Origin of the sequence: Cloacibacterium caeni (assembly GCF_907163125.1) — a bacterium.
GTDB lineage: Bacteria > Bacteroidota > Bacteroidia > Flavobacteriales > Weeksellaceae > Cloacibacterium > Cloacibacterium caeni_B.
Map to the genome: position 1 here is coordinate 1,761,276 of NZ_OU015319.1, position 25,677 is coordinate 1,786,952.

General features: G+C 32.3%; 21 protein-coding genes. 15 read left to right on the top strand and 6 right to left on the bottom strand.

Going from position 1 to position 25,677, the window contains the following annotated elements; all coding sequences use genetic code 11:
* Positions 1-9: 9 nt before the first annotated feature.
* The 5 genes from KKQ79_RS08010 to mutY form a co-directional block, all read right to left on the bottom strand.
* Complete coding sequence (locus KKQ79_RS08010; protein WP_213189681.1) at positions 10-1,854, bottom strand: peptidylprolyl isomerase; 1,845 nt, start codon at positions 1,852-1,854, stop codon at positions 10-12.
* 324 nt (positions 1,855-2,178) lie between these two features.
* Positions 2,179-3,099, bottom strand: a complete 921-nt coding sequence (locus KKQ79_RS08015; RefSeq protein ID WP_213189682.1) for a PfkB family carbohydrate kinase — start codon at positions 3,097-3,099, stop codon at positions 2,179-2,181.
* A 61-nt stretch (positions 3,100-3,160) separates the two neighbouring features.
* A complete protein-coding gene (gene gldD / locus KKQ79_RS08020; RefSeq protein ID WP_104793305.1) occupies positions 3,161-3,715 on the bottom strand; it encodes a gliding motility lipoprotein GldD in 555 nt (184 codons plus the stop codon).
* A gap of 32 nt (positions 3,716-3,747) precedes the next feature.
* Positions 3,748-6,663 carry a zinc-dependent metalloprotease gene (locus KKQ79_RS08025; RefSeq protein WP_213189683.1) on the bottom strand — a complete coding sequence of 972 codons (2,916 nt, stop codon included), beginning with the start codon at positions 6,661-6,663 and terminating at the stop codon, positions 3,748-3,750.
* A gap of 40 nt (positions 6,664-6,703) precedes the next feature.
* Positions 6,704-7,741, bottom strand: coding sequence for an A/G-specific adenine glycosylase (gene mutY, locus KKQ79_RS08030; RefSeq protein ID WP_213189684.1), 1,038 nt, complete (start codon positions 7,739-7,741; stop codon positions 6,704-6,706).
* A gap of 47 nt (positions 7,742-7,788) precedes the next feature.
* Here mutY and KKQ79_RS08035 point away from each other — a divergent pair, with 47 nt between their 5' ends.
* From KKQ79_RS08035 to KKQ79_RS08045, 3 genes are all read left to right on the top strand, one after another.
* A complete protein-coding gene (locus KKQ79_RS08035) occupies positions 7,789-8,079 on the top strand; it encodes an HU family DNA-binding protein (protein WP_069797137.1) in 291 nt (96 codons plus the stop codon).
* A 253-nt stretch (positions 8,080-8,332) separates the two neighbouring features.
* Positions 8,333-9,889: an Rne/Rng family ribonuclease gene (locus tag KKQ79_RS08040; RefSeq protein ID WP_213189685.1), complete on the top strand. Its 1,557-nt coding sequence runs from the start codon at positions 8,333-8,335 to the stop codon at positions 9,887-9,889.
* 373 nt (positions 9,890-10,262) lie between these two features.
* On the top strand, positions 10,263-13,007 hold the full coding sequence (locus tag KKQ79_RS08045; RefSeq protein ID WP_213189686.1) for a DNA methyltransferase: 2,745 nt from the start codon (positions 10,263-10,265) through the stop codon (positions 13,005-13,007).
* A 497-nt stretch (positions 13,008-13,504) separates the two neighbouring features.
* Here the strand turns inward: KKQ79_RS08045 and KKQ79_RS08050 are convergent, their stop codons facing one another.
* Positions 13,505-13,684, bottom strand: coding sequence for a hypothetical protein (locus KKQ79_RS08050; RefSeq protein WP_213189687.1), 180 nt, complete (start codon positions 13,682-13,684; stop codon positions 13,505-13,507).
* 377 nt (positions 13,685-14,061) lie between these two features.
* Between KKQ79_RS08050 and KKQ79_RS08055 the strand changes: the two genes are divergently transcribed.
* From KKQ79_RS08055 to KKQ79_RS08110, 12 genes are all read left to right on the top strand, one after another.
* Positions 14,062-14,691, top strand: a complete 630-nt coding sequence (locus tag KKQ79_RS08055; protein ID WP_213189688.1) for an NUDIX hydrolase — start codon at positions 14,062-14,064, stop codon at positions 14,689-14,691.
* A gap of 235 nt (positions 14,692-14,926) precedes the next feature.
* Complete coding sequence (locus KKQ79_RS08060; RefSeq protein WP_213189689.1) at positions 14,927-15,730, top strand: lysophospholipid acyltransferase family protein; 804 nt, start codon at positions 14,927-14,929, stop codon at positions 15,728-15,730.
* A gap of 62 nt (positions 15,731-15,792) precedes the next feature.
* The gene (locus KKQ79_RS08065) at positions 15,793-17,127 is read left to right on the top strand and encodes a UDP-N-acetylmuramate--L-alanine ligase (RefSeq protein ID WP_213189690.1); all 1,335 of its coding nucleotides are present in this window, start codon (positions 15,793-15,795) and stop codon (positions 17,125-17,127) included.
* Between the two features lie 351 nt (positions 17,128-17,478).
* Positions 17,479-17,907, top strand: a complete 429-nt coding sequence (locus KKQ79_RS08070; protein ID WP_213189691.1) for a CBS domain-containing protein — start codon at positions 17,479-17,481, stop codon at positions 17,905-17,907.
* A 111-nt stretch (positions 17,908-18,018) separates the two neighbouring features.
* Positions 18,019-19,206, top strand: a complete 1,188-nt coding sequence (locus KKQ79_RS08075) for a homogentisate 1,2-dioxygenase (protein ID WP_213189692.1) — start codon at positions 18,019-18,021, stop codon at positions 19,204-19,206.
* Between the two features lie 195 nt (positions 19,207-19,401).
* Positions 19,402-20,685: an acetyl-CoA hydrolase/transferase family protein gene (locus KKQ79_RS08080; protein WP_213189693.1), complete on the top strand. Its 1,284-nt coding sequence runs from the start codon at positions 19,402-19,404 to the stop codon at positions 20,683-20,685.
* 78 nt (positions 20,686-20,763) lie between these two features.
* Positions 20,764-21,348: a Crp/Fnr family transcriptional regulator gene (locus tag KKQ79_RS08085; RefSeq protein WP_213189694.1), complete on the top strand. Its 585-nt coding sequence runs from the start codon at positions 20,764-20,766 to the stop codon at positions 21,346-21,348.
* 56 nt (positions 21,349-21,404) lie between these two features.
* Positions 21,405-21,809 carry a hypothetical protein gene (locus KKQ79_RS08090; protein WP_213189695.1) on the top strand — a complete coding sequence of 135 codons (405 nt, stop codon included), beginning with the start codon at positions 21,405-21,407 and terminating at the stop codon, positions 21,807-21,809.
* 88 nt (positions 21,810-21,897) lie between these two features.
* Positions 21,898-23,028, top strand: a complete 1,131-nt coding sequence (hppD, locus tag KKQ79_RS08095; RefSeq protein ID WP_213189696.1) for a 4-hydroxyphenylpyruvate dioxygenase — start codon at positions 21,898-21,900, stop codon at positions 23,026-23,028.
* A gap of 105 nt (positions 23,029-23,133) precedes the next feature.
* Positions 23,134-24,381, top strand: a complete 1,248-nt coding sequence (fahA, locus tag KKQ79_RS08100) for a fumarylacetoacetase (protein WP_213189697.1) — start codon at positions 23,134-23,136, stop codon at positions 24,379-24,381.
* 55 nt (positions 24,382-24,436) lie between these two features.
* Positions 24,437-24,799 (top strand): four helix bundle protein, encoded by a 363-nt coding sequence (locus tag KKQ79_RS08105; RefSeq protein ID WP_213189698.1) that lies wholly within the window; start codon positions 24,437-24,439, stop codon positions 24,797-24,799.
* A gap of 51 nt (positions 24,800-24,850) precedes the next feature.
* Positions 24,851-25,672 carry a flavin reductase family protein gene (locus tag KKQ79_RS08110; protein WP_213189699.1) on the top strand — a complete coding sequence of 274 codons (822 nt, stop codon included), beginning with the start codon at positions 24,851-24,853 and terminating at the stop codon, positions 25,670-25,672.
* Positions 25,673-25,677 lie beyond the last annotated feature (5 nt).

A 25,677-nucleotide genomic window follows, 5' to 3' on the forward strand; every position in this document is an offset into this window, starting at 1 on the left:
TTATTATAATTATTTCTTAAAATTCTTCTCAAGTTCAGCATTAAAACTTGGTTCTATTACAATTTTTGTTTTCTGGCGTTGTTCTGCAATCGTTTTTGCTAAAATATCCTCTCTTACATCTGCTCTTAATTCCTCGATGGCTTCTTCTTTGGTCATCGGTGAACTCGGTAAAATTCCATCAATAGCGATGATGAGTAATCTCTCTCCCAGTTTCACTTTTTGAATCCCTTTTTCGAATGGAACTTTATTCACTTGGAAAACTTCTGCATTTTCAGACATTTCACCTTTTTCGAAATGCACCATGAGTTGCTGTTTATCATTCAGCTTTCCGTAATATTTTTTATTAAGAGCGTCCCAATTTTTAGCATCTTTAATTTCTTTGGTGATGTCTTTTTCTATGCTTAAATCGGTTAAAATCGCCACTCTTGCATCAGCTCTTTTTTCCCAAATATACTTTTGTTGATTTTTTTTGAAATAATCATCCAATAATTCTGGCTTGTTGGTAAGTTCCTTTTCAATCCACTCACTGAAAAGAAAATCTGCCAATAAGTTTTGTTGAGTTTTTAACAATTGCTCTTTAATTTCTGGCTTTTTGACAAAATCTCTAGAATAAACGGCAAAAACATCATTTCCTCTTTTAGAATCAAGGAAAGCAGACCATTGTTCTTTCGTTAATTTATCTGCATTTTTAAAATTTTCAGACAACAGCGTTTTCAAATCACCAAAAGTGAAAACATCTTTATTGAATTGATACAAAACCGCTTTATCATTTTTAAAAGCCAAATAATCTTGATATGATTTCTTAATTTTTTTGAAATCTGGAAACTCCTTGTAATCTGTAGATTTAACCAAAGATTCTATCAATTTATTATAAGCTACATCAGCAAAAGGCGAATCCATCATGTCTCTAATGAACATAGGATTGTATTTTTCTGAACTTTGATAAGGAACCACCGAATAAAGATTGAAAACAAAATATTTTTCTCCAATTAAAATAGGTTCGGTGTATTCTCCTTGCTTTTTATTTTTGAAAGCTTCATAAACTACATCTGGCAAAACAGGAGAACCCATTACTACGCCTGCATTTTTCTTTTCGGTTTCGGTAGAACCGTACAATTGTGCTACTTCCTCGAATTTTTTTCCAGATTTCAGCGCTTCAAAAATTTGAGATTTCATTTTTTCTGATTCCTCATTTTTAGGATAAGAAATCATTCCAAAAATAATATAACCTAATGAAGGTCTTCTGTCTACCAACTTCGCAAAAGCCGCAACTGTAGCGCTATTCACCAATTGCGTAAACTGACCAGGCTGCAAAAGTTCTAGTTGCCTATTTAGTTCTACATCTACATTGCCAGATTTTACAAAAAATGGCTCTGGTTTCTTCTTGGTGTAATCTATAATCGCTTTTTCTAAGGTAATTTTACCCGATTTTACGTCATTGTAAATTTGATTATAATCATTTTTATCGTCAGCTATTTTTTCTACATAGAAAACCTGAATTTTCTTTTCAATTAAGTTGGATGAAAAATATTGCTGAAGCGAAGATTGCATGATTTCTTTAGGATAAAAGCGCTCTTCTCTAAGTTCTTGCTCTTTTTCGGCCATTGTTTTCTTGAAATAACCCAAAGTATCTGCTCTTTTTTCTAAAGCAAAATTCTGGAGCAACTTAAAATCTACATACGTTTTCACGGTATTTTCTATGCCAGAATTTTCTAAACCATATTTATTTTCTGTTTTAAATTTTTCTGCAGAAATACTGTCTTTTCCTATAATAAGATACTGTGATTGATAGCTTAAAAAAGCTAAAAAGAGGACTAAACTTAACGTTTTTTTCATGTTTTCTTCAATTTTCATTTGCTTTTGGAAATCCTAACATTCATCTTTCCAAAAATTTACAGCCTCAAAGCTAAAAAAAATCCCTTTCAAATAAAATTTAAAAGGGAGTTAATTATTTCTTAAAATTATTTTGCAATCTAAATTTTATGCAACGCAAAGATTCTATTAATCCTATGAACAATATTAGTGAGCAAAGAATACGAATAAATTCGTTTTAAGTGTTCGCTTTATCAATTCGCTAGCGAATCTAACTTTGCTCTCTTCGTACTTTATTTCAATTTTATAAACTTTGAGTTTAATAAAAGTTGAAAATTCATGGTAATCTGCGTTCTCAAAACGTTTTTAAAGTTTCACTTCGAAAGTTGTGAGTTCTTTAAATTGTTTTATTCTGCCAATCATTTCGGCTTCGGTAACTTCTTCTAAACGCTGAGTTCCGAATTTTTCTACCGTGAAACTTGCCATTGCAGAACCTACAATTAATGCAGATTTCATTTCTTCGAAAGTAAATTCTTGGTTTTTTGTTAAATACGCTGCAAAACCTCCTGCGAAAGTATCTCCCGCTCCAGTTGGATCAAAAACTTCTTCTAATGGTAATGCTGGAATTGCAAAGATTTTACCATCATTAAATAACAATGCTCCGTGTTCTCCTTTTTTGATAATCACGAATTCTGGTCCCATATCGTGGATTTTTTGCGCTGCTTTTACCAGAGAATATTCTCCAGAAAGTTGACGCGCTTCTTCATCATTAATCGTAATAACGTCTGTTTTAGCAATTACTTCCAATAATAAATCCCAAGTAAGATCCATCCAGAAATTCATGGTATCTAAAATCACCAATTGTGGACGTTTTTCCATTCTATCTAACACAGCTAATTGTACAGCAGGATGCAGATTTCCTAAAAGTAAAACTTCAGCATCTTTTGCAGATTCTGGAATTTTCGGGTCGAAATTTTCTAGAACATTCAGTTCTGTAGCCAAAGTATCTCTAGAATTAAGGTCGTTATGGTATTTCCCACTCCAGAAAAACGTCTTCCCATCCTTAATCATTTCCACTCCATCGATATTGATTCCTTTAGAAGTCATCATATCCAAGTAATGCTGTGGAAAATCTCCACCAATTACAGAAACCAAACTCACGTCTGTTTTCATTACAGAAGCGGCTAAACCTATGTAAGTCGCTGCTCCTCCTAAAATTTTATCAGTTTTACCAAAAGGCGTTTCTATGGCATCAAATGCTACAGTTCCTACTGCTAATAATTTCATATGTAGATATTATTTATTGTTTTTTATATATTATTTTTTCTCTCCAACTCTCCAACTCAAACTACTTCCACTGGAAAGTATCAATCATGTGTAGCAAATCTTTTTTAATATAATCTACTGCTGGTGCGAGTGAATCTGGTTTTGGTCTTGTATTGAAATATAAATTCGCGGTTACAAAATGTCTGGTGCTATCTGTAATAAAAATCTGAATATTAGAAGCACTTTCTCCTTTTAATTCATACACATTTCCATACACTTTTTTCTCTGGATAAGAAAAAGACTTGGTTTCGATAGCTGAAGCTTTAATGGTATGTCCATAAACCATTTTTTCTACTTCTTTTACATGCGCATCAAAATCATTTTTCACCGGAAAATACGTAATGAAAACATTGGCTTTCATTTTGGGATAACGCAAATTATACCAACATGCTTGTTTAGCATCTGCTATTGCAGCAAAATCTGAATATTCAAAAGTATAAGCACATGGATTAGTAAATGCTTGATAATGAGGCTGTGGATATTCTAGACGCAATTCTCCTTTGGGTTTAGGTTTTGCTTCTTCACTACAAGCCAATGCAGAAAACGCTAACAAAATGACTGCTAATTTTTTAAACATTCTGCAAAAGTAAGAATTTTAAGAGAATTTACTTATTCTTTAATAAACTTATGCGTTTGAGAAATATTATTTTTAAAATATACTTTTAAAATATAGACACCTTTAGATAAATTTGAAACATCTAATTTATTATAATCTATTATTTTAATTTTTTTCATTGCTCCTGCTATATCATAAATTTCCAACTTCTCAATTGATTTTCCACTATCATATATTAAAATATCCTTAACGGGATTAGGATATAATTTAAAACTTTTATTATCATTTTCTGAAACAGAAAGATTTTCATTTACTTTTAAATCAAAACTGTTAAAACTTTTTTGAATACATGGACTAATATTATATAATTCATCTAAATTTAGATTTATAAAATTATCAGGATTATATGTTGTTAAAAATGATAAACAACAAACAGTGTACTCTCCTATTGGTAAATTTTTAAAATTAGCGGTATTACTGTAACTTACGATTTTATTACTTAGTTTATCAATAGCAATATAAGTATATGTATAATTGTAGTTACCATAATTATGTGGATATCCAAAATTTATTTGCAGCAAATTTTTATTAGGAGAATATTGAGGTTGATAATACGTAAAATCTTTGTTGGCTATTCTAAAATAGTATGTAACATCTTTATCTAAATACACACTTAATGTGCCTACATTAGCAAGAGAATTCCCACTTAGATAAGAATTTGAACCCACAAAATTCCCTGCACTCATTGGATAACCAGAGTGTATAGTTAATCCTGTACTAAATAGATTATTTATAGTATAGATGCCAGAATTTAATGGTCTTATTTTATAATATCCTTTCATTTCACTTGCTTTATAAAGATAAGGAGTTTTATCGGTAAGAGATTTATTAATATAATAAGAAGAATTTTCAAACGAAGTATAATTTTCTTTTAAAAATGTGGTATTATCTAGTAGTTTACTAATATAATCTGGGTTACTTGGTAATTTAAAATCTAATTTTTCATCATTCTTATCTAATGAAACACTATAATTATTTTTAACATCTAAAAAAACTGAAGGATTATTACAACTATCTTTTATTTGGAACCCAAAATATGTTACTGTAAAAAAACTAGCATTATCATTAATCTTTGCTAATATTTTAACATTTGCAAAAGCAAATGAAGGAAAATTAGGAATAAAAACCACCTCATTACCATCATTAGGAGTATCTTTTGCTAGTAAAATAGGAAATGATAATCCATCATCAAAACTCAACAAAATATCTACTTTGTCTACCAAAAGATTTGTATTGTTTACTGCCCAAGTTATATTTACTTTAGAATAATCATTTAGCTGTGTAATCATATAACTAATACTCAATGGCCCATAATCAGACACCTTTACTTTAATATCATCATAATTAAATCCTTTTAAATCTTTTACTAAAAATCTAAAATTCAAATCTCTAGGTACTAAAGGCAGTGCTTCTCCACTCAAACGATCATCACTTTTAACCAAAAGAGATGTTGAAGGAAAATTTCTTTCAGATTCTGTAGAGCTTCTTTTAGGCACAAATAGAGGAGCTGTAAAACTATTTACGGCTTTTACCCCATAATTACTTGCATATAAATCGGCAAACGCACCTTTATCTCTTATTGTAGCTACATCTATTTGTTCCCATGTATAAGATTGAATATCATTGTCTACATCTACAGCAGTTCCATTTAATGTGAACGGCGTATTTTTAGGAATAACTATATCTTCACCCGCAAAAACAGTTGGTAGATTATTCACAATAGGAGATTTCACATCACATTTGCTTATATTTTCTAAAAAATTAAAGATTAGTTCTAAATTTTTAGAATGAAAATACAATTTCATACCTGTTTTTATATCTTGATTAGGACTAGAACATGTTCCATTATAAGACATTATTGTAATGCCACTACCTGGTTCTACAGCCGTTTCTAAACGCCATGCATTAGAACAAGAATTTGAGTCATATGAATTCCCTCCAGAAGCATTGAAACTGTGTGTAGCAGAGAACATATGTCCTATCTCATGAGCTAAAACAACAAGCCCAAAGTAAGTACTTGTCCCTAGAGACCAATTACTCCATGAAGATCCTTTAACACTATCATTACAGACAGAGGATAAAGCTGCAGTTCCACTTTCTATTCCGACTGTATTTATAGTATTTAAAACATGACCTAAATCATATTGATTATATTTAAAATAACCGTTATCATTCATTATTCTAAAACCATTCTGAGCACAATTAGCATCTAGGCTACAGTTAGAATTAAAAGGATTATTTGCTACGTCTGTAAAAAGTAATTTTTTATTTAGCGTTTCATCACTCAAAACAAAACTTATGTTAAGTTCACTTTCATATATAGCATTTAGACCATTTACTAATAATATTATTCTATTAAGTGCAGTATCAACACTATCAAAATTATTGGTAAAAGAAGGAGTAGAAGCAATAGCTAATCTGTATGTTCTTCTAAATTGTGTACTTGGAAAACTACTATTTTTTGATAATTTATCTATTTTTACTGTTGATAATTTATCTGACACAGCCCCATCAACAGAACAATTAAAAAAATTTTCTTCTAATTCTTTAGAATTGATATAACTATAGTAGTTACTATTTTCATTAGTAGGTTCAAAAACTTGTAACTCACCATTTTTTAAAATTAAACCATAAAGTTTATCATTTATAGAAGTCAATTTCAATATCGCACCACTTTTAGAAACTCCATCAAAAGTAAAAACATTATCAACTCTATTTCTAATTAAGTCATTCTCTGTAATGCTAAAAATTTCAACAGAATTATCTTTAACAGGAATTATCAATTGTGGTTTTGATTTTAAATTGTTAGATTTTAAATGATCTCTAAAACTATTCACATCAATGTAAAAATTTTGAGATTTCACAAAAGGAAAACTTAAAATAAAAACTAAAAAATATAAATTTTTCATGATTTTTTTAAACAAAGATATGTAATTTTAATGCAGAAATTTAATCTTCAAACGTTTTCTTCAAATAATTTTCTAAAGGTTTAGGAAAAGACTTCTGATGAGAACTTTCGTAATCTGTAATTTGCAATTGATGCTTCTGAGCGTAGTTTTCAAAAACTTTTTTATCCTGCAAAATCACTTTAGAAATACTGATTTCCAGATTCTTATGCGTAAGTTTATGATGCACTGTTTTTTCCTCTACTACAAAATCTTCCAATTCCTGAGAAATGCTTTCGGGAAAATCATATAATTTCTTCCAAATAAAGGAATCATCTCGCTGTTTGATGAGGAATTTATCCTCATACATTATATAATAATAGTGTAGTTTTAAATCTACCGCTTTTACTTTTTTAGATTTCACAGGAAATTCCAGCACTTTTCCTGTTTCGTAGGCCAAACAATTTTCCTGAATCGGACAAACTTGACATTGTGGATTTTTAGGCTTACAAATTTCTGAACCCAAATCCATAATGGCTTGATTAAAGTTCCCTGGATTTTCTTCAGGCATGATGAGTAAAGCCAATTCATAGAAATAAGCATACGCTTTCGGTGAGGAAACATCAAAATCATCCGCAAAAACTCTGCTCAACACTCGGTAGAAATTCCCATCAATGGCAGGAACTTTTTCATCAAAACAAATGCTGGAAACCGCAGCTGCAGTATATTTCCCCACACCTTTTAGTTTTAAAATTTCAGAAAATGATTCTGGAAACGCTCCTCCGAAATCTTCCATTACTTGTTGTGCTGCTTTATGCAGATTAATCGCTCGTGAATAATAGCCTAAACCTTTCCAATAGAGTAAAACTTCGTCTATTTCTGCACTGGATAATGATTCTACCGTAGGAAATCTTTCTACAAAATTCAGGTAATGATTCTTGCCTTGCTCTACTCTAGTCTGCTGTAAAACGATTTCGCAGACCCAAATGTGATAAGGATTCTTCGTTTTTCGCCAAGGTAAATCTCTCGCATTCAAATCATACCATTTCAAGAGTTTTAAACCAATGTTTAGAAAATCAGCATATTTGTTCTTCTTTTTCAAAAAATATTTTTTATATTTGCACACCAAAAATAAAAACAAAAAAGGAAATGACAAAGGCAGAATTGGTAAACACCATCTCAAGCAAATTAGGAATAGAAAAAAATGATACACAAAAAGTTATCGAAGCTTTTATGCAAGAAATCAGAACTTCTATGTATAATGGAGATAACGTATATTTAAGAGGTTTCGGTTCTTTTGTAATCAAAACCAGAGCAGCAAAAACAGGTAGAAATATTTCTAAAAATACAGCTATCAACATTCCTGCTCACAACATCCCAGCTTTTAAACCTTCTAAAACTTTCGTAGAAAAAGTTAAAACTAAGGTTGCTGTAAAATAATTTATAAATTAGGTTCAAAAAAAAATTCAAATATTAACTTTTAAAAATTTCTAACTATGCCAAGCGGAAAGAAAAGAAAAAGACACAAGGTGGCTACCCACAAAAGAAAGAAAAGAAGAAGAGCAAACAGACATAAGAAAAAATAATCTTTTCTGTTTAGATACAATATAATATAGTTGGTGTTTTTATCTTTATAATGAGCACTAACTATATTTTTGTTTTAATTAAAAACTTTAAAAAGAAATTTTAGAAAATGAAGAAAGAATTAATAATCTCTTATGAAGATGATGCTTCTAAAATTGCCCTTATTGAAGACGGTAGATTATTCGAGCTCCACGAGATACAGCAGAATACAGATTTTGTAGTAGGCGATATCTTTGTGGGAAAAATTAAAAAATTAGCTCCTAATCTCAATGCTGCTTTCGTAAATATAGGTTACGAGAAAGATGCTTTTTTGCATTATCAGGATCTCGGTCCGCAGTATCTTACCTATCGCAAGTTTTTACAGGATACGGTATCCAAAAGACAACAAACTTCTTCGCTCAAAAACTTCCAAATTCAGCCAGAAATAGACAAGCACGGCACTGTAGACAAAGTGATGGCTCCTCAAGACGAAGTTTTATTGCAAATTACCAAGGAACCTATTTCTACAAAAGGCCCCAGAATTTCTACCCAGATTTCATTAACGGGTAGATTTCTAGTACTCATCCCTTTTGATAATAAGGTTTCTATCTCTAAAAAAGTTAAAAGCGCCGAAGAAAAAGCAAGGCTCAAAACGCTTATCGAAAGCATAAAGCCTGAAGGTTTCGGTGTAATCATCAGAACTGTAGCAGAAGGAAAAAAAGTTGCAGAACTCCATAATGACATGAACCAATTGGTTGATAAATGGAACGTTTGCTTCAAAAATATCCAAAAAAATAAAACTCCTGCCAAAGTTCTTAGTGAAGAAGACAAAGCTTCGGCTATTTTGAGAGACAATTTCAATCAAGATTTCGTTTCTATCATTTGTGACGATGAACAAATGGTAAACGATATGAAAAATTATCTTGAAGTCATTGCTCCAGAACGAAAAAACATTGTACAATTTTATGATTCTCACATTCCACTTCTGGAATATTACAATGTAGAAAAACAGCTGAAACAATCTTTTGGAAAACACGTAAACATCCCAAGTTCTAAAGGTGCTTACCTCGTGATAGAACACACAGAAGCACTGCACGTAGTAGACGTGAACTCGGGGAACAACATTTCTTCTGGCACTGCCAATAAAGAACACGCCCTAAACGTGAACAAAATGGCGGCTACAGAAATTGCAAGACAACTCAGACTGCGAGACATGGGTGGAATTATTGTGGTAGATTTTATAGACATGCCAAATCCTGACCACAGAAAAGAACTGTACGAACACTTGCGCGAAGAAATGAAACGCGACAAAGCAAAGCACAAAATCCTACCGCCGAGTAAATTTGGTTTAATACAAATCACCAGACAACGTGTAAGACCAGAAAAACAAATAGACACCAAAGAAGAAAACCCGAACAAAGACGGCGAAATCTTGGCTCCTATTTTTGTGGTAGAACGCATGGAAGAAACCATCAAAGATTTCTTTACCAAAAACAAGGGCAAATTATATCTACACACGCATCCGTTTGTAGAAGCATATCTTACAAAAGGATTGATGAGCCAACAAATGAAATGGTTTATCAAGTACAAAAAATGGGTTACCATTATCCCAAGAGATTCTTTTAAATATCTGGAGTACAGACTCTATGATGCAGACAAAAAAGAACTCGTAAGCTACTCGAATTAATGAGTAATAACAAATGAAATTTTCGGTGCTCTCCTTTAGGAGAGTTAGAGAGTAAGAAAATTTCTAAAAAATTATAAAATCGTTGCAGTAATGCAGCGATTTTTTTGTTAATAAACTGCTCACCATTAAAACATACGCAGGTTGCCCTCTTTTAGAGGGGTGTCTTTAACTTGTTAAAGACGGGGTGTTTTAAATGATTTACATGATTTTTAGCAAATTACGGTTTTCCGTAATTGCTGTGTTGAAATATTTTTTAAATTATTGGAAATACCTATCTTTGATAATTGTGTAATGTTTACTGCACAAAATTCTAAAACCAATGGATTTTTAAGTAACAGATAACCGAAAAAAACAATAACTAACAGAAAATAGAATGGCATTAAGTTGGAATGAAATAAAAGACAGAGCATTAAGATTCTCTAAAGAATGGAAAAACACAACCAATGAAGAAGCAGATGCTAAACCATTTTTAGACGCTTTTTTCGATGTTTTCGGGATTACTAGAAAAAAAATAGGAACTTTTGAGCACAAAGTAAAAAAACTTTCTGATACAGACGGTTATATTGACTTGCTCTGGAAAGGAACTATTCTAATAGAAATGAAAAGTCGTGGAAAAAACCTAGACAAAGCTTTTCAACAAGCCATTGATTACACCCATGGTCTAAAACAAAATGAACTCCCAAAATACGTTTTAGTTTGTGATTTTTACATTTTTAGGTTATACGATACCGAAGAACAAACTACTCTAGAATTTACACTAGACGAATTGGTAAACCATGTACAAAGTTTTGGTTATTTATTAGGCTACCAAAAGAAAACCTATAAAGAACAAGACCCTGCCAACATAAAAGCGGCAGAATTAATGGGAAAACTTCATGACAGATTAGAAGAAATAGGTTATGAAGGACATCCTCTTGAAGTATATCTGGTAAGGATTTTATTTTGTCTTTTTGCAGAAGACACTACTATTTTCAATAAACAACAGTTTCAAGATTATATCGAACAAAGAACCGCCGAAGATGGCAGTGATTTAGCTTCTAAATTACAAGAACTATTTCAGGTTCTCAATACACCTCTAGACAAAAGATTTAAAAATCTAGACGAACAACTTAATGAATTCCCTTACGTAAACGGAAAATTATTTGAAGAAATTCTACCTATGGCTAGTTTTGATACCAAAATGAGGCTGGCCTTACTAGATTGTTGTTACATAGATTGGAGTAAAATTTCACCTGCAATTTTTGGTTCTATGTTCCAAAGTGTAATGAACCCTAAAGAACGAAGAAACTTAGGAGCGCATTATACCAGCGAAACCAATATTCTAAAACTCATAAAACCGCTCTTTTTAGATGAACTTTGGGCAGAATTTGAAAATATTAAAAACAATAAAAATAAACTCCCAGAATTTCACAAAAAAATTAGCCAATTAAAATTTCTAGATCCAGCTTGTGGTTGTGGTAATTTCTTGGTAATTACTTACAGAGAACTGCGTTTGCTGGAATTAGAAATTCTACGTGCTACTTATAAAAACGGACAAGGCGTTTTAGATGTAAGTGATATTATTTGGCTAGATGTAGATATGATGTGCGGAATAGAATACGAAGAATTCCCTGCTAGAATAGCTGAAGTAGCAATGTGGCTCATAGACCATCAAATGAACATGCTCATTAGCAATGAATTCGGACAATACTTTGCGCGTTTACCACTTAAAAAATCTGCAAAAATTGTTCACGCAGACGCATTAGAAACCGATTGGGAAAATGTAGTTTCTAAAAATGAACTTTCTTACATCATTGGAAATCCTCCGTTTATTGGTTCGAGAATAATGAATAAAATCCAAAAAGAAAGTTTAATCAGGGTTTTTGAAAATTCAAAAAATATAGGCGAGTTAGATTATGTGACTGGTTGGTATCTGAAAGCTGCAAAATATATTCAAAACACCCAAATTAAAGCCGCTTTTGTTTCTACTAATTCCATAGTACAGGGTTTACAAACAGCTATTCTTTGGAATATAATGTTAAATAAGTATGATATTAAAATTCATTTTGCACATCGTACTTTTAGATGGAGCAATGAAGCCAAAGGAAATGCAGCAGTATACTGTGTAATTATTGGTTTTGCCAATTTTGATACTCCTGTGAAAAGAATATTTGAATACGAAGATATAAAAGGTGAACCGCACGAAATAAAAGCCAAAAATATCAATCCTTATTTAGTAGATGCAAAAGATATATTTATAGATAAAAAATCTAATCCTATATGTAATGTTCCTGAAATGAATTTTGGAAATATGCCAGCAGATGGTGGACAATTACTTTTTTCTAATGAAGAAAAAAATGAATTTATTTTTAAAGAACCAAACTCAATAAAATATTTTAAAGAGTTGATTTCTGCTCATGAATTTTTAAATAGCAAGAAAAGATGGTGCCTTTGGCTGGAAAATATTGAACCTAGTGAACTTAAAAACTTAAAATTTGTTTTAGAAAGAGTAAATAATGTAAGAAAAATTAGAGAAATTTCTTCAAGACCTCAATTAGCTCAAATTCCACATCTTTTTGCTCAAATTACTCAACCTAAAAATTTAGATTTTATTCTAATTCCTGCACATTCTTCAGAAAATAGAAAATATATACCTATTGGTTTTTTTTCGAAAGAAAATATTGCACATAATAGTTGTCTAATTATTCCAAACAGTAATCTTTTCCATTTCGGAGTTTTAATGTCTACAATGCACATGTCTTGGGTTAAAACGACTTGTGGTAGATTAGAAAGTCGTTACAGATATTCCAAAGATATTGTGTACAACAATTATCCATGGCCAGAAAATCCAACTGAAAAACAAGTTCAGCTCATAGAAGAAAAAGCACAAAATGTTTTAGACGTAAGAGCGTCTTTTCCCAATAGTTCATTAGCAGATTTATATCATCCTCTTACTATGCCACCTGCTTTAGTAAAAGCGCACAATGAACTAGATAAAGCAGTAGATGCAGCTTACAGCAAACAAAACTTCTCTACAGAAGCTAAACGCATGGAGTTTCTATTCGAACTCTACGAAAAATATACCGCAGATTTATTCGCCAAAGAAAAACCAAAAAAAAATAAAAAAACAGATATATAAAATTTTACATATATTTGCAAAAGAAACAACACCTCCTGCAAGAACAGGAGATGTTTATGATAATAAATTCTAAGAGAATCCGTTATCACTGTAAACAAGCCAAATGAATTTAACTACTTTTAATAGAAGTTCAATAACTTGAATTTTGTTAATTTTTTTTCTTTTATTTACCATGACTTGGTTTTAAGAAATTACAGTTAAACTTTATACTAAAATCCTGAGCTCGAACCTCGGGATTTTTTATTGCCAATCCTGAATGCTTTTTAGCATCCCTACGAATATTTCTATTCGTTTAAATTTCCTTACATATAATAAACGAGTTTTTCCTAAAATTTTCCCTTTTTTTTAAAAAAAAATTATAATCACAAAAATTTTGTCTTCAAATTTAATATCATATTTATCTATAAATCCATTTGCTAAATCTCTCATAAATAATAAACGATTTTCCCATAAAATTTTCCCTTTTTCTTAAAAAAAAATTTTATAATCATAAAAATTTAGCCCTCAAATTTAATATCATGGTTATCTATAAATCCATTTGCTAAATCTCTCATAACTAATAAACGATTTTCCCATAAAATTTTCCTTTTTTCTAAAAAAAAATTTATAATCATAAAAATTTTACCTTCAAATTTAATATCATGCTTATCTTTAAATCCATTTGCTAAATCTTTCATAACTAATAAACGATTTTCCCCTAAAATTTTCCTTTTTTTTTAAAAGAAACTTATAATATAAAATATCACCAATCTCCCAGATTTATAATCCGTGACTTTCAATAAAAAACCCAAAAACCTCTGCTTTCGCAGAGGTTTTTCTATAAAAGAACTTCTACTCTAATTCGGGTAAAAGAGCAGTCAAGTTTGGGGTTTGTTCGTGGTTTCTTCGTGTTTCCTTCGAATCAGCCTCGGAAAAGTACCCAAAATCACGAACAAACCACGAACAAATGTAAAAGGAAACTCAACTCAGACCCTAACTTGATTCGAGGAAAATCTTATCAATATTTAACAATCCTTTAAAACAAGCTCTGCTAAAAATTCCCTATTTTTGAGCAATGCAAAATTCTTTAGAAATACTATTACAGCAGTTGCAAGACGCAGAGTTGGGCGGTTTTGATGCGCAAAAAGATTATGCGCCACCTTATCGTTCTCTGCTCACGCAAGAAGAAATTTTGGCCAAAAATCCTAAATACGCCGCCGTTAATATTTTACTCTATCCCAAAAACGGAGAATGGCACTTTCCGCTCATCCACAGAACCCACAATGAGAATGACAGACATTCTGGGCAAATTTCGCTTCCTGGTGGTAAAAAAGATGACACCGATGCAGATTTTGCAGAAACCGCCATCCGTGAAACTTGGGAAGAAATAGGCGTTACCACTTCACAAATCAAAATCGTGAGAGAACTCTCTCCTATTTATATTCCGCCAAGTAATTTTTTCGTGTATGCTTTTCTGTCTTACTCCGAATCTTGGCCAGATTTTAATCACCAACAAACCGAAGTTCAAGAAATTCTAGAAGTTCCACTTTCTGTGATTCGAGATTTGCCAAAACCACCTTTAACCATGGAATTGCCACGAACCAATGGATATAAAGTTCCTTATTTTGATTTCCAAAACCATAAAATTTGGGGTGCCACTTCTATGATTTTGAGTGAATTGAACGAGTTGCTAAAAAATGTTTAAATTTGCAATCTGCATTTTGATGTTTAATTCATTATCAAAAAATTTTTAAACCACAAAAGCCACAAAAGAAAAGCTTGAAAATAAGTCTTTCAAAAGAAGAAAAAGTATTGTTTAATCTTTTTCATTTTAGGAAACTTTAAAACAAATATAGCTTTTGTCACTTTTTCGGTTAAAAATTAATAGCGCAGAAAAATCATTTGTGTTTAATAAAATTTGGCTTCAAGCTGCTTGAAAAATGGCGAAGAAAAGCATTTTTACAGATTCTTTCGGGAATATTTACTTTTTAAAGAGATTTATCATCTTCATCTTGGGAATGATTTCCTACAGAAGATTTAATGGGTTCAACAAACTGAAAATTACAGGAACCGAGCATTTGGTAAACCTCCCGAAAAACAATGTATTGTTCGTATCTAATCACCAAACGTATTTTGCTGATGTAGCAGCAATGTACCACGTTTTCTGTGCCGTGAATAATGGATACATGAACACCATCAAAAATCCTGTCTACCTGCTGAATCCAAAAGTAGATTTTTACTACGTAGCCGCAGAAGAAACCATGAATAAAGGGATTTTGGCAAGAATTTTTAAATTGGCTGGAGCAATTACCGTAAAAAGAACTTGGCGCGCCGAAGGAAAAAATGTGAACAGAATGGTAGATTTAAGAGAAGTAGAAAATATTCTGAAAGCGCTAGATAATGGTTGGGTAATTTCTTTTCCGCAAGGTACTACTTCTGCTTTTGCACAAGGTAGAAAAGGAACAGCTAAACTCGTTCAGCAGCAGCGTTGTATCGTTATTCCTATCAAAATCAATGGATTCCGAAGAGCATTTGACAAAAAAGGATTGAGAGTAAAAGTGACAGGTGTAGAACCTACTATGCAGTTCAAAGCGCCACTAGATATAGATTACGACAACGAAAAAGCGGAAGATATTCTTAACAAAATTATGCACGCCATCGAGCAAACTCCTGAGCATAACGTGTTACACGATTACGACAAAGAATATCAGGAGCGCAAAAAACAAGAGAAAAAAGACGAGTAAACTTATTTTATTAAATTTTACTTGGCTCTTTTTACTTGGCTCTTTTTAATTTTAATTGAAATATGAACATTCATTTCATTGCGATTGGCGGTGCTGCGATGCACAATCTTGCCATAGCTCTCAAAAATAAAGGTTACCAAATCACAGGTTCAGATGATGCTATTTTTGAACCTTCTCTTTCTCAATTGCAAAAAAACGGACTTCTTCCTGAAGGTTTAGGTTGGTTTCCTGAGAAAATTTCTGAAAATCTAGACGCAGTTATTCTAGGAATGCACGCCAAAAAAGAGAATCCTGAACTCTTGAAAGCTCAAGAATTGGGCATTAAAATTTACTCTTATCCAGAATTTCTATACGAACAGAGCAAAGAAAAAACCAGAGTGGTGATTGCAGGTTCTCACGGTAAAACCACCATTACTTCGATGGTTCTTCATACGTTGCAATACCATCATTTCGACACAGATTTTATGGTTGGAGCACCGTTAGATGGTTTTGACTGCATGGTTAAAATTTCTTCAGAAAATGATTTTATCATCTTGGAAGGAGACGAATATCTTTCTTCGCCGATAGATTCTCGTCCGAAATTCTTGCATTATCATCCGAATATCGCTTTGATTTCAGGAATTTCTTGGGATCATATCAATGTTTTTAAAACGGAAGAAGAATATGTAGACGCTTTTAGAAATTTCATTAAAAATATTACTTCTGGTGGAATTTTAGTGTACAATGAAGAAGATGAAAACTTAGTAAAACTGGTAGACGAAGCGGAGAATTATTTCAGAAAAATGCCTTACAAAACGCCCAACTACGAAACCAAAAACGGTAAAACTTCAGTAGAGACAGAAATGGGGCAAATTCCGCTTAAAATTTTCGGAAAGCACAATTTACTGAATTTAGAAGGAGCAAGGCTTATTTGCAATCAATTGGGCATTTTAGACGAAGATTTCTACGAAGCTATGATGAGTTTCTCTGGCGCATCAAAACGTTTAGAAAAGGTAAAAAGAAATGATGATGTGATTTTGTACAGAGATTTTGCACACGCACCAAGCAAAGTGAAAGCATCGGTAGACGCTTTTGCAGAACAATTTCCCAATATGAACAAAGTAGGTTTTCTAGAACTTCACACCTACTCTTCTCTGAATCCCGCGTTTTTGCCTCAATACAAAAATACTTTAGCCCAACTTGATAAAGCGGTGGTTTTTTATGATTTGGAAGCTTTGAAAATTAAAAATATGACTCCTATTTCGCCTGAATTGATTAAAGAATCTTTCGGGAAGGAAAATTTACAGGTTTTTACCAATGCGGATGATTTGAAAAATTTTTGGCAAAATCTAGAAAAATCAAATGCTGCTTTCCTGATGATGAGCAGCGGAAATCTTGGCGGAATTTCTTTGACTTAAATAAAAATCAATCCTTCATCCTTTTAAAACGCAAAGTTTTTAAAACTTTAAAGTAAAAAAATTAAGCAAGCAAAGATAAAATTCGCTAGCGAATTGGATTAAGTCTACACTTAAAAAACGAATTGATTTGTATACTTTCCTCACTTAAAATTGCAAATAAATCATTAAAACATCTTTGCGTTTTACAAAAAGTTAAAATAAGCTATGTACATCGCAATAGCAGATAATTTTCCATCATTTTAAGTACATTGTAGCGAAATATTTTCTCAAAAATTTTAGATTTTTTTTCTCTAACTATTTCATATTCAAAATATTTTATTAATTTTAGAAACACACTAAAACCACATGAATATGAGAACTATAAAACACATTCTTGATAGAAAATCAAGAGAACTCGCCATCATCGAACCTGAAAAAACCGTTTTCGAAGCTTTAAAATTAATGGCAGACAAAAACATAGGCTCTGTTATTGTAATGGATGGAACACGATATCTCGGCATTCTTTCGGAGAGAAATTACGCACGCCAAGTTGTTCTCCTCAACAAAAGTTCTAAGCAACTTCCGGTAAAAGAAATTATGAGAACAGACCTCCCAAAACTTTCTAAAAATGACCCCATCGAAAAATGTATGGAAATCATGACTCAACTCAATGTGAGATATTTGCCTGTGGTAGAAAATGAAACACTCATCGGTCTAATTTCTGTAAAAGACCTTCTAGACGAAGTTTTATTGCACCAAAAAGACGTCATCGAAAATCTTACCCACTATATCAACACTTAAATTTTTCGACTGAACTAATACCATTTCTCCTCCCGAAATCTATCGGGAGTTTTTTATGGAGTGAGATTTCTAAATTTTATTATATTTGGAAAAATCAGAACACCAGTAGAAATGAGATACACCACATTAGGAAAAATTCCGCAAAAAAGACATACCATTTTTAAATCCGAGGAAGGGAATTTCTATTACGAACAGCTTTTTGGGACTGAAGGTTTTCACGGAATCTCTTCGTTACTGTATCATATTTACAGACCTACACAGATTAAATCTATTGGAACACCAAAAGATGTTACTCCAAAAATTGCAGTAGACCGAAACATCACGCCGCGAATGTTTAAAGGTGTACAAATCACTCCAGAAAATGATTATTTAGAAAGTAGAAAAGTTTTGTTGTTAAACAACGATTTAAAAATGGGCTTGGCAAAGCCTAAAAAATCTACTGATTATTTTTATAAAAATGCAGAATGTGACGAACTGCTTTTCGTACATGAAGGAAAAGGCACACTGAAAACCTTTGTAGGGAATTTAGACTTCGAAAAAGGAGATTATCTTATCATTCCAAGAGGAACGATTTATCAAGTAGAGTTAGAAACTAAAGAAAATGTCTTTTTCTTTTTAGAAGCACACTCCCCGATTTATACGCCAAAAAGATACAGAAATGAGTTCGGGCAATTGCTGGAACATTCCCCTTTTTGCGAAAGAGATATTATCGCACCCACTTTTGTAGAACCCAAAGACGAAAAAGGAGAATTTCTCATTAAAGTAAAAAAAGAAAACCTGATTTGGGATTTTATTTACGCTACGCATCCTTTTGATGTGGTAGGTTGGGACGGTTATTTCTACCCTTATAAATTCAATATCAAAAATTTTGAACCGATTACGGGAAGAGTACATTTACCACCACCCATTCATCAGAATTTTGAAGCGCATAATTTTGTAATTTGTTCTTTTGTGGCGAGAATGTACGATTATCATCCTCAAGCGATTCCTGCACCATATAACCACTCCAATATAGATTCAGACGAGGTTCTTTTCTACACTGAAGGAGATTTTATGAGCCGAAATCACATTGACTTAATGGATTTTACGCTTCATCCTGGCGGAATTGTTCACGGACCTCATCCTGGTGCGATGGAAAGAAGCATTGGCAAAAAATTTACCGAAGAATATGCGGTAATGATAGATCCTTTCAGACCACTGAAAATTACAGAAGAAGCGATGAAAGTGGAAGATAAATCTTACGCTACCAGTTGGTTAGATACTGAAGAAAATTATTTACACGACAGAAGTCAAGAGTAAAAACCCGAATAAACATTTAAAAATTTTATGGGTTAAAAATTCCTATTTTTATGCACTTTAGCACAAAAACAGGTCAATATTATCAAAAAATCAGAACTTTATTTGATAAATCTCATCTTGTACATTCTTCATAAAAATGTAACTTTGGGAAACAGAGAAAATTGAAAAGTTTAGAAACATAAAAACGATTATATTATGTATAATTACGTCACGGCAGAAGAAGCCTTATCACTTGTCCAGAGCAACCAAAGAATATTTTTTCACGGGAGTGCTTGCACACCTAATTATTTGATTTCGGAATTAGCAAAACAAGCCCATAGATTAAGAGATGTAGAGGTGGTTTCTATTACCGTTCAAGGTGAAGTAGAAATCGCAAAACCAGAATATAGAGACAGTTTTTACATCAACTCACTTTTTGTTTCGGCACCAGTAAGAGAAGCGGTAAATAGTGACAGAGGAGATTTTGTTCCCGTTTTTTTGAGTGAAATCCCTATTTTATTTAAAAATAATATTCTTCCGTTAGATGTAGCCATTATTCAGGTTTCACCACCAGATCAGCACGGTTATTGTTCCCTGGGAACTTCTGTAGACGTAGCGAGAAGTGCCGTAGATTCTGCAAAATATGTAATTGCACAGGTAAATCCTAAAATGCCAAGAACACTAGGAGATTCTATGCTTCATGTAAAAAGAATTGATAAAATGGTTTGGCATGAAACCGATTTATTAACAGTAGATTACGCTGCGAAAGTTTCTGATGATGAAAGAACCATCGGAAAATACATTGCCGAAATGGTAGAAGATAAATCTACGCTTCAAATGGGAATTGGCACGATTCCAGATGCGGTTCTAAGTTCACTACACAATCACAAAGATTTAGGTGTACACACGGAAATGATTAGTGACGGAATCATAGATTTAGTTGCGAATGACGTAGTAAACAATAAATATAAAGGAACACATCTCAACAAAACCATTACTGCATTTTGTTTTGGGACAAAAAAATTATACGATTTCATAGACAACAATCCTTCATTCCAGTTTATGGATGTGACTCATGTAAACAATCCTTCTATCATTAGAAGAAACAAAAAATTAGTAGCCATCAATTCTGCTATAGAAGTAGATTTAACAGGTCAAGTTTGTGCAGATTCTATTGGCACTTATCAATATTCAGGAATTGGCGGACAAATGGATTTTATTCGTGGAGCTGCACTTTCTGAAGGTGGAAAACCTATTATTGCCCTTACTTCTAGAACCAAAAAAGGAATTCCTAGAATTGTTCCTTACCTAAAAGAAGGAGCTGGTGTAGTAACAACCAGAGGTCATATTCACTATGTAGTAACAGAATATGGAGTAGCTTATCTCTACGGAAAAAACATGAGACAGCGTGCAAAACTACTCATAGACATTGCCCATCCTGATGACAGAGAAATGCTTGATAAATTCTGCTTCGAACGATTTAAATCACACGCATTGTAAACTTTTAGAACCTATCTTTTTGATAGGTTTATTTATGAGTCATAAAAATTTTATAAATTTAAATACTCAAAAAACACCATGAATAACTCCATTGATTCTTTACTAAAATTTATTAATTCTTCGGTTACACTCTGTTTGGAAGAAGAAAGTTTAATCTCTAAATATTTTGAAATTAAAGAATATCAAAAAAATGAAATTATTTTAAATGCTGGAGAAATCTGCAATTATCTATATTTTATTGACAAAGGATTGCTCAGAACTTTTCATGTGAATGCTAATGGAAGCGAATTTACTCGACTGATTGTTTCCGAAAATAAATTCTGTACTATTCTGCTCAGTTTTCAAGAAAGAATTGCTTCACCAGCAACCATTCAAGCATTAGAGAACACTATCGTTTTTGCTATTTCTAAAGAAAATTTTGAAAAAATAACTTCTATTTCTGCCAATGCACAATCTTTATATGTAAAAATTTTAGAAGAATTTCAGAATTTTCAAATCAAAAGAATAGAATTCCTTACCTCTTTTTCACCCAAAGAAAAAACTGAAATCTTTTTAAAAGAAAATTCAGAATTAGAAACTAGATTAACAGACAAGGTAATTGCTTCTTATTTGCAGATTACTCCAGAAACATATTGCAGATGTAAGAAAAATTTGGAATCTTGATTTGAATCAATTTTTTTGAGTTTATAACAGCATAACTTTGATGAAAATTTAATGCTATGAAAAACTTATTTCTTTTAATTTTTTTGGTTTGTTCCATAAAATTTTATTCCCAACAAAAAGAAAATGAAAAGATAGTTTCTGATATTTATTTTAACAAGTATAAAAAGCAAAAAAGGAATGCAACCATACTTTCTGTAACGGGAGGTGTTTTACTTTTTACAGGTTTCATCATTTCAAAACAAGAATCAGAAGCTGCAAATCTAGTATTTTCTAAAAACGAAGTTACTGGTTACTCCATTGCTTCTTTAGGTATTATTTCTATTATTGGCTCCATTCCTCTATATATTTCTGCCGAAAAAAATTATAAAAAATCAGTTTCTATTTCACCTAGTGTTCAAACTTATCATTTCTACAACACAAAAAACACAAGTTTAGGATTAAACATTACCTACAGCTTCTAATTTATTATCGAATGTTGACAATTTTTTTGTGCGCATCACACAATATTTGTAATTTGGCACATAACAAACTCCAAATAAAAAGAGAAAAATGAGCACACTTACTTTTGCCGAAAAAATAGCGCAGGCAGAGAATTTTCTTCCAATAAATGGAACAGATTATATAGAATTTTATGTAGGAAATGCTAAGCAAGCAGCCCATTATTACAAAACTGCTTTCGGTTTTCAGAGCGTAGCTTATGCAGGGCCAGAAACTGGCGTAAGAGATAGAGCTTCTTATGTAGTGCAACAAGGAAAAATAAGATTGGTTCTTACCTCTGGTTTATCTTCGGATTCACCAATTTGTGAACACCAAAAAAAACATGGTGATGGAGTAAAAATTCTTGCACTTTGGGTAGATGATGCCTATAAAGCATTTGAAGAAACCACAAATCGTGGTGCAAAACCTTACTTGGAGCCCAAAACGCTAAAAGATGAATTCGGGGAAGTAAAAATGGCAGGAATTTATACCTACGGCGAAACCGTTCACATGTTCATCGAAAGAAAAAATTACGACGGGCCATTTATGCCAGGATACGAAAAATGGGAATCTGATTATAACCCTTCGGATTGTGGATTGCTTTATGTAGACCATTGCGTAGGAAATGTAGGTTGGGACAGAATGATTCCTGTGGTAAAATGGTATGAAGAAGTAATGGGATTTGTGAATATTTTAAGTTTTGACGATAAGCAAATTAACACCGAATATTCTGCACTCATGTCAAAAGTAATGAGCAACGGAAACGGATTTGCTAAATTCCCTATTAATGAACCAGCAGAAGGAAAGAAAAAATCTCAGGTAGAAGAATATCTAGATTTCTACGAAGGAGAAGGAGTTCAGCACATTGCAGTAGCGACTAAAGACATCATAAAAACGGTAACAGAATTGAAAGCGAGAGGAGTAGAATTCCTTTCAGCACCACCAGAAGCTTACTACGAAATGGTTCCAGAAAGAGTGGGAACAATACACGAAGACATTAAAAAACTTCAAGATTTAGGAATTCTAATCGACTGTGACGAAGAAGGTTATCTTTTACAAATTTTTACAAAACCTGTAGAAGACCGCCCTACTCTTTTCTACGAAATTATAGAAAGACATGGTGCGCAAAGCTTCGGAGCTGGTAATTTCAAAGCATTATTTGAAGCCTTAGAAAGAGAACAAGCCAGAAGAGGCAACCTATAAAAAAATATACTTTTAAAACTTTTTGAATTTATTTCAAATCATAAATATTGCCCGAAATTCTTTTGTTTTCGGGCTTTTTTATATCTTTAAAACAAATTTTAAGACATGAAATCTTTTATAAATTATCCTCAAAATTCAGATTTTTCTATTCATAATATTCCTTTTGGTGTAGCGGTTTTTAACAGAGAATACATCGCTTGTTGTACCAGAATTGGCGATTTGGTGATAGACCTTGCTACTTTATACGATTACGGATTTTTTGACGAAATAGAAGGGTTAAATGAAAACGTTTTCGAAGCATACACGCTCAATGAATTTATAGAACTCGGAAAACCGGTAACCAATGCTGTTCGTTTAAAAATTCAGGAACTTTTATTAGAAGGTTCATCGCTGTCTCATGACGAAAAAACCATAGAAGAATGTTTCTATGATTTAGATAAAGTACAAATGATGATGCCACTTCACGTACAGAATTATACTGATTTTTACAGCAGTATAGAACACGCTACCAATGTGGGAAAAATGTTTCGTGACCCTGCAAATGCATTGCTCCCGAATTGGAAACATTTACCGGTAGGTTATCACGGTCGTGCTTCTTCTATCGTGGTTTCGGGAATTAATTTTCACAGACCAAAAGGTCAAATGAAACCTGCAGATGCAGAAAAACCAATTTTTGGTGCTTCAAAACAATTAGATTTTGAGCTAGAAATGGCTTTTGTATTGAATAAAAATACAGAAATTGGCGAAAGTATCTCTACTCAAGAAGCCGAAGATGCAATATTTGGAATGGTGATTTTTAACGATTGGAGTGCTAGAGACATTCAGAGTTGGGAATATGTTCCTCTTGGTCCATTTTTAGGGAAAAATTTCTGTTCGTCTATTTCACCTTGGGTGGTAACCTTAGAAGCTTTAGAACCCTTTAGAACTGCATCACCAAAACAAGAACCTGAAGTTTTAGATTATCTGAAATTTGAAGGAGATAAAAATTTCGATATCAACTTAGAAGTGTATTTACAACCAGAAAACGGCGAAGAAAACCTCATCTGCAAAAGCAATTACAAATACATGTACTGGAATATGACGCAACAATTGGCACATCACACCATCAATGGTTGTAATGTGGAAGTTGGCGATTTATATGCTTCAGGAACGATTTCTGGAAGTGAACCGAATAGTTTTGGTTCAATGCTAGAATTGACTTGGCGCGGACAAAACCCGCTAAAACTTTCAGATGGAACTGAAAGAAAATTTATAGAAGACCACGACACCATCATTATGAGAGGTTTCTCTGAAAAAAACGGAATAAGAGTAGGTTTTGGAGAAGTAAGAGGAAAAGTTTTGCCAGCTAAGTAAGTTATGAAAGTGATATGGTTATAAAAGTTAAAAAGTAGAGATTTTAGAATAATATATGTCAAAAATAAATTCACATAAAGACTTAAAAGTTTGGCAAGAATCCATGGATTTTGTTGTAGAAATCTATAAACTTTTAGAACAATTTCCAGATGAAGAAAAATTTATACTTACTAATCAAATAAAAAGAGCAGCCATTTCTATTCCTTCTAATATTGCAGAAGGAGCTGGTAGAGAATCAAATCAAGAATTCTTTAGATTTCTTAGTATTTCTCAAGGCTCACTTTCAGAGCTTGAAACTCAATTAGAAATTGCTGAAAAATTAAAATATATCACTTTAAATGATGAAATAAAAAAACAAATAATTTTCATTAGAATAATGCTGACTAATCTCAAAAAATCATTAATCAATAAAAAGTAAAAACTTTCATAACTTGTATAACATTTATAACTTTCATCGCTTTAATATAAAATGAAAACAATCAATCCATCAGAATTATCACCAATGCAAGTGCAAATGATTTTGCAAACGGCTGTTTCTCCGCGACCTATCGCACTGGCTTCTACCATAGACAAAAACGGAAATGTGAATCTTTCGCCGTTTAGTTTTTTTAATTTATTCAGTTCTAATCCACCAATTTTAATTTTTTCTCCAGCAAGAAGAGTTCGAGATAATTCTACAAAAGACACACTTCATAATGTGCTAGAAGTTCCAGAAGTGGTGATTGGAAACGTGAATTTTGATATGGTTCAGCAAGTTTCCCTTTCGTCTACAGAATATGAAACGAGTGTAGATGAATTTATTAAATCTGGATTAACTAAAAAACCAGCAGAATTAGTAAAACCACCACTCATTACAGAATCACCCGTGAATTTTGAATGCAAAGTCATCGAGGTAAAACCTCTTGGAAACGAAGGTGGCGCTGGAAATTTAGTCATCTGCGAAGTTTTAAAAATTCATATCAGAGAAGAGTTTTTAAATGAAGAAGGAAACCTAGATCAGAAAAAACTAGATTTGGTTTCTAGACTAGGCGGAAACTGGTACGGAAGAACAACTCCAGAAACTTTATTCGAAGTTCCAAAACCATTGGTTACCAAAGGAATTGGCTTTGATCAATTGCCTTCAGAAATTAAACATTCCAAAGTTTTTACAGGAAATGATTTAGGAATGTTGGCGAATGTAGAACAACTCCCAGAAGGAAATTTCTTCGCAGATGAAAATTTACATCTAGAAGCTCAAAACCTGCTTTTAGAAGGCGAAATAGAGGAAGCTTGGAAAGTTTTAACTCAATAAAAATT

Bases quoted from the DNA above. Each gene is read 5' to 3' on its own strand.
- KKQ79_RS08010 (WP_213189681.1), bottom strand. From the start codon at position 1,854: ATGAAAATTGAAGAAAACATGAAAAAAACGTTAAGTTTAGTCCTCTTT.
- KKQ79_RS08015 (WP_213189682.1), bottom strand. From the start codon at position 3,099: ATGAAATTATTAGCAGTAGGAACTGTAGCATTTGATGCCATAGAAACG.
- gldD (WP_104793305.1), bottom strand. From the start codon at position 3,715: ATGTTTAAAAAATTAGCAGTCATTTTGTTAGCGTTTTCTGCATTGGCT.
- KKQ79_RS08025 (WP_213189683.1), bottom strand. From the start codon at position 6,663: ATGAAAAATTTATATTTTTTAGTTTTTATTTTAAGTTTTCCTTTTGTG.
- KKQ79_RS08035 (WP_069797137.1), top strand. From the start codon at position 7,789: ATGACAAAGGCAGAATTGGTAAACACCATCTCAAGCAAATTAGGAATA.
- KKQ79_RS08040 (WP_213189685.1), top strand. From the start codon at position 8,333: ATGAAGAAAGAATTAATAATCTCTTATGAAGATGATGCTTCTAAAATT.
- KKQ79_RS08045 (WP_213189686.1), top strand. From the start codon at position 10,263: ATGGCATTAAGTTGGAATGAAATAAAAGACAGAGCATTAAGATTCTCT.
- KKQ79_RS08050 (WP_213189687.1), bottom strand. From the start codon at position 13,684: ATGAAAGATTTAGCAAATGGATTTAAAGATAAGCATGATATTAAATTT.
- KKQ79_RS08055 (WP_213189688.1), top strand. From the start codon at position 14,062: ATGCAAAATTCTTTAGAAATACTATTACAGCAGTTGCAAGACGCAGAG.
- KKQ79_RS08060 (WP_213189689.1), top strand. From the start codon at position 14,927: ATGGCGAAGAAAAGCATTTTTACAGATTCTTTCGGGAATATTTACTTT.
- KKQ79_RS08065 (WP_213189690.1), top strand. From the start codon at position 15,793: ATGAACATTCATTTCATTGCGATTGGCGGTGCTGCGATGCACAATCTT.
- KKQ79_RS08070 (WP_213189691.1), top strand. From the start codon at position 17,479: ATGAGAACTATAAAACACATTCTTGATAGAAAATCAAGAGAACTCGCC.
- KKQ79_RS08075 (WP_213189692.1), top strand. From the start codon at position 18,019: ATGAGATACACCACATTAGGAAAAATTCCGCAAAAAAGACATACCATT.
- KKQ79_RS08080 (WP_213189693.1), top strand. From the start codon at position 19,402: ATGTATAATTACGTCACGGCAGAAGAAGCCTTATCACTTGTCCAGAGC.
- KKQ79_RS08085 (WP_213189694.1), top strand. From the start codon at position 20,764: ATGAATAACTCCATTGATTCTTTACTAAAATTTATTAATTCTTCGGTT.
- KKQ79_RS08090 (WP_213189695.1), top strand. From the start codon at position 21,405: ATGAAAAACTTATTTCTTTTAATTTTTTTGGTTTGTTCCATAAAATTT.
- hppD (WP_213189696.1), top strand. From the start codon at position 21,898: ATGAGCACACTTACTTTTGCCGAAAAAATAGCGCAGGCAGAGAATTTT.
- fahA (WP_213189697.1), top strand. From the start codon at position 23,134: ATGAAATCTTTTATAAATTATCCTCAAAATTCAGATTTTTCTATTCAT.
- KKQ79_RS08105 (WP_213189698.1), top strand. From the start codon at position 24,437: ATGTCAAAAATAAATTCACATAAAGACTTAAAAGTTTGGCAAGAATCC.
- KKQ79_RS08110 (WP_213189699.1), top strand. From the start codon at position 24,851: ATGAAAACAATCAATCCATCAGAATTATCACCAATGCAAGTGCAAATG.